Source organism: Actinomycetota bacterium (genome assembly GCA_040754375.1).
GTDB lineage: Bacteria > Actinomycetota > Acidimicrobiia > Acidimicrobiales > AC-14 > JBFMCT01.
Window position 1 is genome coordinate 7,720 of record JBFMCT010000027.1, and the last position, 13,746, is coordinate 21,465.

Sequence of the window (13,746 nt, forward strand, 5' to 3'; positions counted from 1 at the left end):
CCGCGGCCCCGGCCAACGGCACCCCGAGCATGACGAGGGGGACGAGCGCCACGCCCACCCCCCAGTCCCGGGCCAGCAGGGGGAAGAGCTCCTCCAGGGCGTCCATCCCGCCAAGGACGGCCAAGGCGAGGACCGCCCCCCGCAGCCTCGGCCGGTGGATGGCCTCGCCCACGCCCGAACGCAGGACGGCCAGGTACCCCGCCTCGGCCCCGGCCCGGCGAGCACCCACGGTCGGTGCGCCGGCACGGACGGGTGCAGGGCCGGTTGGCAGCCGGGTGGCCAGGGCGGCCGCGGCCAAGCACGTGGTGACGCTTGCCCATCCCACCAGCGCGTAGCCGCCGGTCGCGAAGAGAACGGTCGCCGCCCCGGCCACTGGCACCTGCGACAGGTGCCCGGCGGCTACCGCCCGGCCGTAGACCCGCGGGTAGTGGCGCTCGGACCCCGCGGCCGCCAACCCGTCGAACAGCAGGGCCTCGAAGGCACCGCCGGCCAGCGCTCCGCCCAGGCCCCAGAGGATGAACCCGGCCGCGAAGGCGGGGTAGCCGGGCCACAGGAGCCACAGCACGTACGCCCCGGCCTGCATGGCCCCGGACGCGGCCAAGGCGTGGCGCCGGGAGAAACGGTCGGCCAGCGCGCCCGACGGGACCCCGGCGACGAAACCAACCAATGACCAGACCAGAAGGAGGCTGGAGATCTGGCCGGTTGACAGGCCCTGGTCCGCGAACAGCAGCGCGTACAAGGGATAGATCGGGACCGAGTCGGACAGGAAGGCCCAGGCCACGACCAGCCGGCTGAACCGGCGGGCATCAGGAGGGAGGTCGGATCAACGTTGTCACATAGGAGGTCGAGGCTAGCTCCCGGTGCCCGACCACGCCTCGCCTTTGCCGGCACAGTTGGTCTCTCGTGAGCTAGATTCCCGGCCGTGCTTGCGTTCAGTGATCTCGCCGCCATCGCGTCCGCCGTCGGCATCATCATCGTCGGCATCATCATCGCCGTCGTGATGGGCTTCAAGGCCAAGTAGCCGCGCCTCCTACCGGGCGGTAGGTCCTCCCGCTCCCTCGCGGAGCATCCGACGTAGCCTCGCCACCCTGGGCAACGTCGTCGGCCCGCGCAACGCCGTCAACTGGCGCTCGATGTAGTCCACGTCGAGCCCGGGCCTGGCAGCCGCAACCGCTGTGAGGTCGACCCAGTCCTTGGGCCGTCCGAAGGACAGCTTGAACACGGCCAGGTCCTCGGCGGACAGGAACGGCAACTCGGCCCCGTCGGGACCGAACGGGTGGACCACGCACCGCCGGCGGACCTCCTCGTAGTGGTGGTCGAGCGAGGGGAAGAGGTCCACGGGGTAAGGCGTATCGTCGGAGCGCAGCCGGCATCCTGCTATAGGCAACCGCACGTCGGCCTCGAGCTCGGGACGCAGGCCCAACCCGTCCAGAGCGGCGAACACCCGCTCCAGCTCCGCGGGGGGAACGAACACGTTGACATCGATGTCGACCGTGCCTCGAGCATCGCCGACGTAGGCCAACGCCAGCGCTCCACCCAAGGCGTGAGGGATGTCGGCCCCGGCCAGCGACCTATGGACGGCGATGACCAGTTCGACCAGGGTCACCGGCGGGTGGCGTCGACCAGCGCCAGCGCGGCCTCCAGCGCCCGGCGGCGGTCCTCCTCGGATGCTCCCGGCCCGAGGACCGGCGCTTCGTCGTCGGGGTCTCCGTCGAGCGCGCTGGGCAGGTCGTCGTCGGGGAAAAGGCCGGCGGGCAGCGGGCAGTACACCGCTCGCTTACCGGCCACCGCGGCCAGCTCGTAGCCGCAGGCCACCACGAGCCGGTTGAGGGTCTCGCCCGACGGCGTGCGCCGCCCGTTCTCGATGGCCGAGATGTTGGCCTTGCCCACACCCGAGACCTCGGCCAGTTGGCCGAGGCTCAGGCCTCTCGACCGACGAACCGCCCTCACGAACTCTCCGACCACCAGCCCACGTTATCGCAAACGACTACTGTGAAGCGGCGGGAAAGTGACAGTGCCCGCGCCGGCAAAGTGGCAGCGGAGCGGAGTTAGAGAACGGCCAGCGCCGGCCAGTCATCGATCGTCATCGACGGCGTAGGGTGGCATGTGGCCCGACGGCGGATCGTCCTCGTCCTCGTAGTCCTGGCTACAGCCCTGACGGGGTGCCGTCCACAGGAGGGTGATGGGGTCCTGCTCTTCGTGAACCCGTGTCCGCGTGATTACGAGGTCGCACTATTCGACGCCACGACAGGCGGGCGAGAGCGTGCTCGATTTACCGCGTCGCCCGGAGTTAACAACCCGAACACTGTTGCGCCTTTACATAAAAAGGCCGCCGCCGCCGTGTTGTTGCGCCGCCTCCCCGCAAGGTGGCAAGCGTCCGCGCCGCCGATGTGACCATGAGCTGGGGGGCGGAGCTTCAGGTTCCGAACGGCCCGATTCGCGTGCCATTCGAGGGCTGGTTCCGGGCCGTGACGATGGTCATCCCTGCGTTGTCGTGTCGACCTGAGGACCTGCAGGGCTGACCGAGAGGAGAATTCACGACTACTCAGTGTGAAGTGAAGGGAAGATGACAGTGGCGGCGCAGGGAAACTGACGGTCGTCGCCAGCGCGCGGTGTATGCCGCGGTGTATGCTCATCTCGTGCGAAGGACGAACATCTACCTCACCCTGGCCGAACAGGCCGCACTCGACGCAAGAGCTGCGGCCGAGGGCTCCACACGGAGCGAGGTGCTTCGAGCACTCGTCGATCGTGAGCTCAATCTCGACGCCGAGTCGTCCGGTGAGGTCGACGCTGCGCTTGCCGAACTCGCGGGCGAGCTCGCCGAACGGAGCCGACAACTGAGCGCCGACGATCCCGATCTCTCCAGTTCGGAGTGATCATCGTCGACGATCACCTCGCGCTCCTGGCGATCGCGGGCTCCCTCCCGGAACTGGGCCAGCCCGGGCCGGTAGCGACGACGTACGGCTTCCACTACCGGCTCTCCCGTGCCGTCTCAGACTCGGCTCGGACGGGGACTCTCTCTCGGCGGCATCTTGAGGCCCCCGCGGCCCTGGACCGCGTACTCAGGCCCCCGGCGAACCGCCTCGTCGTGCTCGACCCTCGGGCGAGCGTTGACGAAGCCGTGAGCGTTGCCATCGAGCGCGGCGCGAACCTGCTTCTCGCAGAACTCGTTGGCGCCGCCGTTCACCATCGAGCGTCCGTTCGCATCACGCCGGGAAATCAGGGTCGGACATGGGCTGGAGCGATGGAGGCGGCTGGCGTCGACTTCGCAACCGTCGACACCTGAAACTCTGCCAGGATCGCTGCGCTGCGGAACCTGTCAAGCACTTTGTGTGAAGTGACGGGAAGCTGACAGTGCCAGCGCCAGCGACGTGACAGTGGGCGGGGGCTGGTCGCTGAGGGGGTGGTTGAGCTTGGCCTACCAGTGCCAGTGGGGGGTTGCTCGAAGTCTCTCTCGCGTCGCTTCGTTCATGACGCCCTTGCGGTGATCTTCCCGCTGTAGCCGGACCCACATGCCCAACGGGCGCCCATACTCCCGGTGCTCCGTCGGAACGTCCGTGTGACCCTCGCGTAGCGCATAGCGACTGAGCAGGTAGAAATCGTCGCCGGGTAGCCAGGTCCAGCCCGGCAACGCCTCGATCCGCTGACACGAGGCCTACATTTCCAGTGACATCTGGGCTTCAGTTCACAGCTGGGGGCGGTGCACGCCGGGTGTACTCCCACTGACCGCCCATAAGACACGTTATGTCAAGTTAAGCAGCCGTTATTCGATCCCGTTAGACGGGAAGCTCCCCGACAAATGCGCCGGTACACGGTTGTCTTCGGCTTCGGGCTGCAGGGTAAGCGCCCCGGTGAGCGGCTGCGGCGCCCAACGAGGGTCCGTGGCGACGACTTCTCGGGTGAACACACGGCCTCTCATCCACTGCGGTGATCGTTGCCCCTCTCCCGCCTGATGGGAAATACTCCCGTCTAACGGGAAGGGGGTCCGTGGAGCAGAAGGGTGGGAGCAAGGTGGTGCCGCTGCGTGCCGTGGCAGCGGACGACCTCGCGGACGTTCGTCGAGATGCTGGAGGGCTGGCGCAACCAACAGCTGGCGCGGAACCTGGCGTTCGGCACGATCAACGCCCGCGAGGCCGAAATCCGAAGGTTCGTCGCCGAGGCCGGCGAATACCCATGGCGGTGGAGCCCGCAACTCGTCGACGAGTGGCTGGGCGACCAGCGCGCAGTCCGTCACCTCCGCCAGTCCACGATCCGGTCGAAGGCCATCACGCTGCGCCTGTTCTGCGATTACATCGTCGACGCGGCGTATGGCTGGCCACAGGAGTGCTGGGACCGGTTCGGCACGCACCCCACCCAGGTGTGCCACGACTGGAACACGGCGACGCACGTGCAGGAAGCCCAGGGACGGGCCGGTCTCCGTGCGTTCACGCCCGACGAGCTCCAAGCGCTGTTCGACTGCGCCGACGGCCTCGTTGTCACCATTCGTGATCGCGGCCGGAAAGGGTGGCTGAGCGCCTTCCGGGACGCGACGCTCCTGAAGGTCGCCTACGCCTGGGGCCTGCGCCGTCGCGAAGTGCGCATGCTCGACGTCGAGGACTTCGGCGTCAATCCTCAGGCGTCCGAGTTCGGCCGCCTCGGCGTCCTCTACGTCCGCCACGGCAAGGCGATGAAGGGCTCGGCGCCCAAGCAAAGGAGCGTGCTGAGCGTGTTCGGCTGGGCCAGCGAGTGCCTCGAGGAGTGGATGACCGAGATCCGCCCGGCGCTCGCCCGAGGGCGGGGCCAGATGCTCTGGCCCACCGAGCGCGGCGGGCGCGTCAGCGAGACCCGCATCGAGGACCACTTCGCGTCCATCCGACGGGAGCTCGGGCTGCCGGCGGAACTCACGTTCCACTCCTTGCGTCGCTCCTACGTCACCCACCTCATCGAGGACGGGTTCGACGCCCGGTTCGTCCAGGAGCAGGTCGGCCACGAGCACGCCTCCACCACCTCGATCTACACGTGTGTGTCGTCGGACTTCCGCACGCGCTCGCTGCGGGCGGCCCTGGACCGGGCAATCGGGCCCCTGGGCCTCGACACCGGAAAGAGAGGGAAATCATGATCGCGTCGAACCGGTTCACGTGGCGGCTCCAGGAGCGGATGCACGAACGCGGGATCCACCAGATCACCGCGCTGCAACGGGAGCTGGTGGCCCACGGCATCGACGTGTCGTCGTCGCAAATCCACCGCCTCGTGACCCAAACCCCCGAGCGGCTCAACCTCGAGGTCTTCTCGGCGCTGTGCGAGATCCTGGCCTGCTCCCCTGCTGACCTGCTCGAGGTCCACGCCACCGTGCGCCAGCGGCGAGCGGCTCAAGGCCCCAACGTGGTCGACATGGCCACCACGGTCCGGCCGCGCCGGGCCCGAGTCACCCGCCACAACGACGGTGGCTGAACACCGGCTGGCCACGTGTGCCCGCTGCCGGCGGCCGCAACGCCAGGCGAGAAAGACGATGCCCGACGGGCCACTGTGCGCGGCCTGTCACGCCGCCGCAATCCGAAGCCGAGGCAGCTGCGCCGCGTGCGGCGCCCATCGGCTGCTCCCCGGGATGGACGGGGCGGGACGCCGCTTGTGCTCGCCGTGCGCGGGTATCGACGAAGACTTCACCTGTCCACGTTGCGGCACCGAGTGGAACCTGGTGAACGGGATCTGCGAGTGGTGCCAGCTGGCTGACCTGCTCGACGAGCTGTTGGTCGGCGACGTCGACCTCCAGGCCCTGCGCGTACGACTGCTCCAGGCGGCGCGCCCCGACCGGATCGTCATCTGGCTCTACGCGCCCCACGCCCGGGACCTTCTACAGGGTCTCGCCTCCGGTGCCGTCCCGCTGACCCACGCCGGGCTCGATGCGTTCGAGAACCGTCGCTCGGCCAACCACGTGAGAGGGCTGCTGGTGGCCGTCGGGTTGCTGCCCAAGCGGGATGACGGGCTCGCCCGGTTCGACAGGTGGGTGGCCACCCACCTGGCCGAGCACGCAGGTACGGCCGACGAGCTCAAGATGCTGAGCTTGTTCGCCACCTGGCAGCTTCGGCCTGAGCTCGTCAGGCGGGCCCGCGCGGAGGCGGTGAGCGAGGGACAGGTGAACGGTGCCACCCAGCGGATCCGAGTCGCTGGTGCGCTCCTTGCTTGGCTCCGAGCGCGCGGCCGGGAGCTGCCCGTTTGCACCCAGGTCGACGTCGACGCCTGGTTCGCCGCGCCTCCCTCTACCCGGGTGCACGCCGTCCCCTTCCTTCGTTGGGCCATGGCGACTCGACGTGCCCCGAAGCTGAAGCTGACGCGCCGGCAGTTCGGGAACGCCCCGGTTCTTGACCAACCAGCGCGACTGGAGCTCCTCCGCCGACTGCTCGATCCCTCGACCGGCTGCCTCGAGCACCGCGTCGCCGCAATGATGCTGGTGCTCCTCGGTCAGCCGTTCACGCGTATTGCCGCGCTGACGCTCTCCGACGTCGTCGTCGAGGGTGAGGAGGTCAGCTTGCGCCTGGGAGCAGGCTTCGCCCCTGTTCCCGCACCGTTTTCAGGCATAGTGGCCGACCTCATCGGCGGAGGGCCGAACCTCAATACCGCCAGCAACCCGACGAGCCCCTTCCTGTTCCCCGGCAGGAGCGCCGACAAGCACCTGCTCCCCTCGACGTTGCGGACCGCTGCGATTCAGATGGGCATTGACATCACGGGCGCGAGGACCGGCGCGCTGCGCCAGCTCGTCCTCGACTGCCCGCCGCCCGTCGTGTCCGAGGCCCTCGGCTACAGCTATCAAGCGATCGACCGCCATGCGCAGCGTGCCGGTTCCCCCTGGAGCTCCTACGCGGCGCTGCGAGCGCTGACGTCGGACGCCTACTCGACCGGAGTCAGAAGACCGTCTTGAATCACCCCGGATACCACCATCATGAACGTGGAGAACGAGCCGTCCTCCACGGCGGTCGGCGGCATTGGATCGCTCGTGTTGAGGCGAAGAGCAGCGCCACTGCACTCCGGAGGTGGCCCGGCGTCGATGTCGTCACACAGAAGGGGCGCCTGGCCCGGAAGAGCGAGCAACACGCCTCGGACTGTCGCCCTGCTTCCGTTCGGCAACTCAAGGGCTTGGGCAACCGTGATGCCGGGCAGGGCGGCGTCGCGTTCAGCGCGCCGGGCAGCAGAACTATCGACGACGTCTCCGTTTCGGTCGAGGGCGCGGACGTCGATCGCGTCGACGTCGTGGTCATCTGCCGCCTTTGCGGCGATGACGAAGGCGGCTGAGTCGGGCCGGAGGGCCACGCGGCGGGTCTGATCGCCCACCACGATCTCGACCGAGTGGACGGCGCCGCTGACAAACCCGCCGGCGGTCACCAATCCCTCGTCTCGCACAAGGGACCACCCGAAGGAAATCGGTCCCAACGACGGCCGCTCACTCGGATCCCGGTCCAACGGAAGTTCACCCCACGTCCCCCCTCCGGAACCCAGATCGGTCCACGTACCGGCTTCATTGACGAACCTGACGACGTCGACGATCCAGGCGTCATCACGCCGGCGTCGCACGACGAGGACGGCGGCGGTTCCGTCATGAGCGTCGATCGCCAGCGCCTTCGCCTCGCCCGGTGCGAAGGAAGAGCGGGTCACGACGTCGACGCTCCCCCGGGTGAGGGCCTCGAGAGCTAGCGCTTCGACGTTCACGGATGCCAGGGTGCCAGGTCGGGGATGATGTCGCCGTGCGGCCTCCGTCCTTCGAGTGGGAGTGGATGAGCGACTGGAGCGAGTGGGTGCTCGATCATGGCCTCCCCCCACTCCCCGAGGTGCTCAATGACGGCGAGGTCGTCCCCCTTGCCCGTTGGGCGGGGTCGCGGTTCGGGGCCGTCCTGCACGTCTCCCGCTACTGGGACGACGACGACGATGAAGACCGCCTGGACTCCGAGGTCGAGGTGTTCCGGCGGACGGACGGGGGCTGGGAGTCGTCAAACGGCGGTGGCGGCAGCGGTTGGTTTGATCCACCGTTCGCGAGGCCCGGGCTGGGACCTCGTGAGGTTGTCGGAGGGCACGAGCACTGCTCGGGCGGACCCGAATGGTCGTGCTGCGCCGTTGATGGCGTCGCTGGTGCCGATGCTGCGTGGATCGAGGTGTCGATGCTGCCGGCGTGGAGAGGCAGCCGATCGAGTCCCCGTTCGGGGCCTTCATCGCCTGCTCTGACGGGGAGCGGACCGCGACTGTCCGCATCCTCGACGCCGACGAGCGGGTGCTTCTCAATTGGACGTTCGGGGGACATTTCGCCCCAGACCGCCTCCCGACGGCGCTCGGCGGGATCGGTGACTTCCATCACGGGCTCGCCGGCGCCGACCGTCCTCCCGGCGAGGCCGGCATCCACGTATCGACAGGGGAAGTGACGAACGACGAGATGCGCCAGCTTCTCCGCCACACAGCGGAAGGCCCATCAGGTCTCAGTGTCGCAGTTCGCGACGAACTGCAGAGGCGTCTCGAGGAAGGGGACGACCCAGGAGCCATCGCCGAGTGGCTCATGACCGTCAGGCGCGAGCCAGATCAGGATGGTGTCGGGTGACCTCAGGTATTCCTTGAGGTGCCCGGAATAACGGCTCACACCAGTCAAGCAGCCGTTGTTGCGGTGAACCCTCGACGACCGCGGCGCATTACCGTGGGGATCGGGATGTTCGAAGTCGAGCCGACCATGGTTCGAATCGGTGAGGGACTGAAGTTGAGCCAGCGCGGGGAGCGCGAGGCTGCGAGAAGTGTCTTCGCCGAGGTCTGGAGCGACATCGGCGAAGAGGATGGCGACCCCCTCCACCGCTGCGCCCTCGCGCATGCGATGGCCGACGTCCAAGACGACGTCTCGGAGGAGCTGGTCTGGGACCTGCGGGCGCTCGAAGCCGCCGGGATGGTCACCGAGGAGAGAGCTCGGCAGGCTGGCGTACAAGGGACCGTGACTGGCTTCTACCCATCACTCCACCTGAACCTCGGCGAGTGTTATCGCAAGCTCGGTGACATCGCTTCAGCTCGTTGGCACCTGGAGCGCGGCAGAGCGGCTGTCGGAGCGCTGAGTGACGACGGGTATGGCCGAACGATCAGGAACGGTCTGGAGCGGCTGGCTGAGCGACTGGACTGACTCCTCGCGTGCCGACCCGAGCCGCGCGCACCTACTTCGGACCCTTCACGGGCGTATGGGATCACTCCAGTCGACCAACCGTGATTCCACGCGGCCTGGAAGACAGTCTACTCAGAGCTTCGCTGACGCGCTCCACTCCGCCCTGCGGCGAATTGTTTCGAGGTAGCCCTCCCGGACCCAGGTCGCCTGGGGTTCAAGTCCTCGCCGGGCAAGATCGGCAACAAGCGCGCCGTCTCGTAGCTGCCTATCTGCGACGAGAGTGGCTAGGTTCGCCGGTACGGCGACGCCATACGCGTCGCAGAGCACCTGGATCCGTCGTCGACGGTCGGGTGTCGACGGGTACGCCATGTGTTTGACGCATGTGTCGTCGTCCCGGAACGGCGCGCCGAACTCGAGCGCGTAGACGATGTCATCCTGGGGTGACCCAGGGTGGGCATGGTCGAAGTCAATGAAGGCGACGATCGTTCCTCCCTTCCAGACCGTGTTCCACGGCCCCGGATCACCATGACAGATGAAGCCGGTTCCCCGACCGCGTGACCACACGGCATCCGGCTCAGCTCGGTAGTCCCGCACCGCGTCGTGGTAGCGACGAAGCAAGCGGGCCCACTGACCCAGGCCCTCCTCATCGACCACCTTCGCCCATGTTGCGGCGCCCGACTCTCCCTCGACCCACGTGAGTTCTTCGTAGTCGTCGGTGACGTTGACCAGTCGTGGCGCCGGGAACCCGACAGCTTCGAGATGACCAAGCAGACCGTGCACGGCCGATGACCAAAAGCCGAGCGGGCGACGGACGAAATCGGCGTGGCGTTCCACGGCCCGCGCTGCGATGACCGGCTCGTTCAGCGAGTGACTCGGCACGCCCCCCAGTCTCGTCGGCTCCGCGTCGCCCGCGCGCGACCGCTTCGAGTTCCTATTCGTTCGCCGAATGTGGGCTCGCACCAGTCCAGCCGACGGTTTCGCTCAGCAGTCGAGAGTGATGCCCGCGGCGCGGCAGATGTCGCGCGATCGATCCGGGCCCAACGCGCCGATCCGGTGGACGAGCATTGCCTTCGGGAACGGCTGAAGGTTGTCGAAGGACGCAACGGACGGGATCGGGAGGCCTTCGGCCTCGCCGAGTTGCAGCTCACTGGGAACGCCGCGGATGCGGCTCGTCACCGGCGCCACGAGAACCCGCTGCATCACGCGGTTTGCCGCATCTCGGCTCACGACGAGGAACGGCCGGCCCTTCTCGTCCGGTGTCTCACCCCACCAGACCTCGCCTCTGCCTACCACCACTTCTCCCAGGGCTCATCGTCGATCGCCTGCTTCGCTAGGCGGCTCGCCTCGACCAACTCGGTCTCGGCCTCGGGGGCCCGTCGATAGCCGTTGGCGTACGCCTCCTCCAGCGCATCGCGTCGCTTCTGCGAAACGACGAGCTCGACGGCGCGCCGAACCGCCGACGAGCGGCTCGGAAACAGCCCCTGGGCGACCAGCTCGTCGAGCTCGCGCACCAGCCCATCCGGCAGTTTCACGGCGATCTGCGTCATACCGCAAGTATACCCACACGCATTACCTATCGCCTGGGACGTCAGTTCCCCCTGGCAGGAAATGGCGCTTGGGGGGCTCGTCAAGCTCGGCCCTGCTCGACTCTCCCGTCGCGGCCGCCCGTCACGTTCCTGGTGGTCGTGCAGCACCGGACGCCCTGCCCGACGGCCGTCTCTGCGTGTGCCCAGGGGCGGTTAGCCGACTGCGGCTCCATGGGGATCGCTGGGGATCGCTCTACGGCCGCACCCGCCACGCAACTGCTCGGCCTACGCTTCGAGCAGCGGTGGGAAGAGTGGCCCGGGAAGATCCACGCCTTCCTCCCCGAGAGCGCGCTCGAGGGCCTCGCGGTCGTCGTTCGTGAGCCGCCAGCGGCTCGGTTCGGGGATCCCGCGGCTATCGACCAGAGCCAACAGCGAACAGTCGTACTCTTCGATTCCCGGACCATAGGTGTGCCCTCGCCGCGGGTCGATACCGCGCCGTGCGATCTCGTGGAAATGGTCCTGCATGTTCGATCTCGCACGGAGGAACCGGAGCAGGAGATCGTTCATAGGGTGCCCCACGCTCCTGGGCGGTGCCCACCTGATCGTGGCCTGATCGCGCTCGAAGCCTGTCCGCCGGCGCGTGCATCACCTTCCAAGCAGAGACTCCCCGTCTCGGGGGCAGACCTTCCAACCGCCTTCGTCCCGCATCTTGATGTAGCGCACATCTTCCACGCCGCCGATCCGCAACCTGACTCCTCCAACGCCCCGGTGTGACCAGGGCCATAATCCCTCAGATCCCGAGCCGCGAAGACCCCCGCCGAGCACCTCGACGCCCCCCTCCTCGGCGGCGAGCCCGCTCAATTCTGCGGCCGACGTCCGTCTCTGCGTAGCGGCACACAATACCTCGTATGCACTGGCCCCGTTGCCGAGGGCGACGGCCCTCGCGTAGCGCACGACCGCGGCATCAACATCGCTCTGCACTGCGAAGGTCGCCTGGGAGCAAACACCGACGAAGCCAGCGAAGCCGATTGTCAACAGCGCAGTGATGACCCGGCGCGTGCTGCACGGCGGCGGAAAGAGCCAGCGCAACCCGCGCGCGTAAGAGATTGGCTGGCGCCACGACGGCAGCTCACGATCGTCCCAGGCGATCATCTCTCCATATGTACCTTGCGCTCCGTTTCTCCTTGGCTTGCTGAGTCCTCGTCAAGCTCGGCCCTGCTCGACTCTCAGTCTCCCGTCGCGGCCACCCGTCACGTTCCTGGTGGTCGTGCAGCACCGGACGCCCTGCCCGACGGCCGTCTCTCAGCGCCCTACGTGTAGACCCGGACGTAGTCGACGATGGTCTGCGCCGGCAGCGGGGTGACACCGGGCTGGAAGTCGTTCCCGGGCCAGCCGAGGCCCTGGGTGAGCGCCACCATGTAGTCCTTGTTGAAGTTGGACGCGCCCAGGGTGTTGGTCAGGCAGACCTGGCCGTTGTAGATGATCCTGATCGACTCTGCGGTCCACTCGACCACGTAGGTGTTCCAGTCGGCGATGTCGGCGATAAGGCAGTAGTTGTTGGTGGCATTGGGGTCGAGGAACGACAGCGGGTGGTGGACGTAGGGGATGGCGCGGTCGCTGTAGCGGCCGTAGATCTCGGCGATGTCGATCTCTCCCCTGCCCGGGCCCCCGTTCAGGTCTTGCGGGAACAGCCAGAAGGCGGTGTGGGTGCCCTGGACCTTGGCGGAGATGATCTTCGCCCTCACCTCGACCCGCCCTCGGTTCACGCTCACGCGCTGGTACGTCGAGACCGAGCCCGAGGTGTACTGGGTGACCCGGGGGACCCTGTCCTCGCAGATGAACGGCGCGAGCTCCTGCCGGCTAGTCAGCACGAGGTTCCCCCCGCTCACGGACACGTTGTTCGGCGAGTCCATGAAGCAATCGTGGTCGTTGGAGTCGAAACCCGAGCCCTTGGTCTGCTGAGGGAGCCACACCGTACGGTCGAGGACTGGGCCGTTGAACTCGTCGGAGAAGGCACAGGTCCACACGCCACCACCGGTCTTGGGCACCGTCGGGTAACCACCACAGGCCGAGGCCGGGACCGTCGTCGTCGTGGGCAACGTCGTCGCCGTGGGGACAGTCGTCGTCGTCGTGGGCACGGTCGTCGTCGTGGTCGTCGTGGTCGTGGTCGTCGTGCACCATCCCAGGAGCCGCTGCAGGAACGTGCACTTGGTCGTGCTCGTGGGCTCCGTCGCGGCCATCGCCGCCGAGGGGATGCTGGCCAGCGGCAATGCCGCGGCCACCACGAGGAGGACGACGACCGATCGGCGCTGCGGGCGGGGTTGGGTCATGGCGACTGAGTCTCCTTCTGATGAGGTGGTCGGTCGACCGACGGCGCTCGCCCGGTGGCTTGAACGCCTATGCATGTCATCGACCAGGAAGGGCGCGGAGTGAAGAGGTTTCTGCAGCCGCCCCAACGCCGCCATCGTGTGTGAGGCCGCCCAACCGCTCCTCCGGGTCACAAGCCGGCCGGAGAGCTCGCGCTGGGCACGGTAAGTGGGCGAGTCCGTGCTGGCACGGACGACAGGTGGGGCCCCGCTCGTCATGCTGGCCTCCGCGTCCGCACAGGCGGGCGGCTCACGAGGGGGTAAGCGGGACTTGAGGAACGTTCGTGGCAGGAAGGCCCTGGTGGCGGTGGGCATAGCAGCAGCAGCGATGGTGAGCGCTCCCCAGGCCGCGGTGGCCCAGCACAGGACGTTCAACTACGCGGTCGTGGCCGTGGACTTCGCCTTCCGGGGGATCCCGGGCGTGCTGCCCAACGGGACCTACAACACCAACTTCATCAACCTCGGCCATGCGCCCCACGTCATCGTCCCGATCAACCTCGGGCCCGAGTGCGCAGACCTCACCCGGGCCGAGCTGATCGCGGCCTTCGACCTGGGTGAGGAGGGCTTCTTCGAGATGTGCCCCGACGCGTCGGTGGGGGGTGAGGCCTTCGCTTTCGGAGGCGAGCGGGCCAAGGCCCCCCTCACCCTGACCCCCGGTCGCACGGTCTTCGCCTGCTTCGTGAACCGCCACTACGCGCTGGGCATGATCTCCGAGACCACGGTCATCAACATCGGCTGACGCCCTGGGCTACCAGCG

18 protein-coding genes are annotated in these 13,746 nt (G+C 67.8%); 8 read left to right on the forward strand and 10 right to left on the reverse strand.

Features of this window, described 5'->3' with window-relative positions:
• From AB1673_11835 to AB1673_11845, 3 genes are all read right to left on the reverse strand, one after another.
• On the reverse strand, positions 1 to 781 hold a 781-nt coding region (locus tag AB1673_11835), incomplete at its 3' end, for an MFS transporter (GenBank protein MEW6154663.1).
• 249 nt (positions 782 to 1,030) lie between these two features.
• Positions 1,031 to 1,606, reverse strand: coding sequence for a hypothetical protein (locus tag AB1673_11840; GenBank protein ID MEW6154664.1), 576 nt, complete (start codon positions 1,604 to 1,606; stop codon positions 1,031 to 1,033).
• Entirely contained in the window at positions 1,603 to 1,965 is a 363-nt protein-coding gene (locus AB1673_11845; protein MEW6154665.1) for a helix-turn-helix transcriptional regulator, read from the reverse strand. The genes AB1673_11840 and AB1673_11845 overlap by 4 nt, the downstream gene beginning before the upstream one ends.
• 674 nt (positions 1,966 to 2,639) lie before the next feature.
• Between AB1673_11845 and AB1673_11850 the strand changes: the two genes are divergently transcribed.
• Positions 2,640 to 2,876, forward strand: coding sequence for a ribbon-helix-helix protein, CopG family (locus tag AB1673_11850; GenBank protein ID MEW6154666.1), 237 nt, complete (start codon positions 2,640 to 2,642; stop codon positions 2,874 to 2,876).
• Complete coding sequence (locus AB1673_11855) at positions 2,873 to 3,286, forward strand: hypothetical protein (protein ID MEW6154667.1); 414 nt, start codon at positions 2,873 to 2,875, stop codon at positions 3,284 to 3,286. Before AB1673_11850 ends, AB1673_11855 begins: the two co-directional genes overlap by 4 nt.
• A 132-nt stretch (positions 3,287 to 3,418) precedes the next feature.
• Here the strand turns inward: AB1673_11855 and AB1673_11860 are convergent, their stop codons facing one another.
• The gene (locus AB1673_11860) at positions 3,419 to 3,631 is read right to left on the reverse strand and encodes a helicase associated domain-containing protein (GenBank protein MEW6154668.1); all 213 of its coding nucleotides are present in this window, start codon (positions 3,629 to 3,631) and stop codon (positions 3,419 to 3,421) included.
• Between the two features lie 432 nt (positions 3,632 to 4,063).
• Here AB1673_11860 and AB1673_11865 point away from each other — a divergent pair, with 432 nt between their 5' ends.
• Genes AB1673_11865 through AB1673_11875 form a run of 3 tightly spaced genes read left to right on the forward strand, consistent with a single transcriptional unit; the run spans position 4,064 to position 6,895 of the window.
• Positions 4,064 to 5,098: a tyrosine-type recombinase/integrase gene (locus tag AB1673_11865; protein ID MEW6154669.1), complete on the forward strand. Its 1,035-nt coding sequence runs from the start codon at positions 4,064 to 4,066 to the stop codon at positions 5,096 to 5,098.
• Entirely contained in the window at positions 5,095 to 5,430 is a 336-nt protein-coding gene (locus tag AB1673_11870) for a helix-turn-helix transcriptional regulator (protein MEW6154670.1), read from the forward strand. Before AB1673_11865 ends, AB1673_11870 begins: the two co-directional genes overlap by 4 nt.
• Positions 5,431 to 5,488: 58 nt before the next feature.
• Positions 5,489 to 6,895 carry a hypothetical protein gene (locus AB1673_11875; protein MEW6154671.1) on the forward strand — a complete coding sequence of 469 codons (1,407 nt, stop codon included), beginning with the start codon at positions 5,489 to 5,491 and terminating at the stop codon, positions 6,893 to 6,895.
• Here AB1673_11875 and AB1673_11880 read toward each other — a convergent pair.
• Positions 6,865 to 7,680 (reverse strand): hypothetical protein, encoded by an 816-nt coding sequence (locus tag AB1673_11880; GenBank protein ID MEW6154672.1) that lies wholly within the window; start codon positions 7,678 to 7,680, stop codon positions 6,865 to 6,867. The genes AB1673_11875 and AB1673_11880 overlap by 31 nt on opposite strands.
• Before the next feature lie 457 nt (positions 7,681 to 8,137).
• On the opposite strand from AB1673_11880, the gene AB1673_11885 reads away from it, so the two are divergent.
• Both AB1673_11885 and AB1673_11890 read left to right on the forward strand, forming a co-directional pair.
• A complete protein-coding gene (locus AB1673_11885) occupies positions 8,138 to 8,557 on the forward strand; it encodes a hypothetical protein (protein MEW6154673.1) in 420 nt (139 codons plus the stop codon).
• A 105-nt stretch (positions 8,558 to 8,662) separates the two neighbouring features.
• A complete protein-coding gene (locus tag AB1673_11890; protein ID MEW6154674.1) occupies positions 8,663 to 9,118 on the forward strand; it encodes a hypothetical protein in 456 nt (151 codons plus the stop codon).
• Between the two features lie 111 nt (positions 9,119 to 9,229).
• On the opposite strand, the gene AB1673_11895 is transcribed toward AB1673_11890, so the two are convergent.
• From AB1673_11895 to AB1673_11915, 5 genes are all read right to left on the reverse strand, one after another.
• Positions 9,230 to 9,931 (reverse strand): phosphotransferase, encoded by a 702-nt coding sequence (locus AB1673_11895; GenBank protein ID MEW6154675.1) that lies wholly within the window; start codon positions 9,929 to 9,931, stop codon positions 9,230 to 9,232.
• Positions 9,932 to 10,078: 147 nt separating this feature from the next.
• A complete protein-coding gene (locus AB1673_11900; protein ID MEW6154676.1) occupies positions 10,079 to 10,393 on the reverse strand; it encodes a type II toxin-antitoxin system PemK/MazF family toxin in 315 nt (104 codons plus the stop codon).
• On the reverse strand, positions 10,384 to 10,644 hold the full coding sequence (locus tag AB1673_11905) for a ribbon-helix-helix domain-containing protein (protein MEW6154677.1): 261 nt from the start codon (positions 10,642 to 10,644) through the stop codon (positions 10,384 to 10,386). The genes AB1673_11900 and AB1673_11905 overlap by 10 nt, the downstream gene beginning before the upstream one ends.
• Positions 10,645 to 10,908: 264 nt before the next feature.
• A complete protein-coding gene (locus tag AB1673_11910) occupies positions 10,909 to 11,190 on the reverse strand; it encodes a hypothetical protein (GenBank protein ID MEW6154678.1) in 282 nt (93 codons plus the stop codon).
• A gap of 743 nt (positions 11,191 to 11,933) precedes the next feature.
• Complete coding sequence (locus tag AB1673_11915; GenBank protein ID MEW6154679.1) at positions 11,934 to 12,953, reverse strand: glycoside hydrolase family 16 protein; 1,020 nt, start codon at positions 12,951 to 12,953, stop codon at positions 11,934 to 11,936.
• Between the two features lie 364 nt (positions 12,954 to 13,317).
• Between AB1673_11915 and AB1673_11920 the strand changes: the two genes are divergently transcribed.
• A complete protein-coding gene (locus AB1673_11920; GenBank protein MEW6154680.1) occupies positions 13,318 to 13,728 on the forward strand; it encodes a hypothetical protein in 411 nt (136 codons plus the stop codon).
• Positions 13,729 to 13,746 lie beyond the last annotated feature (18 nt).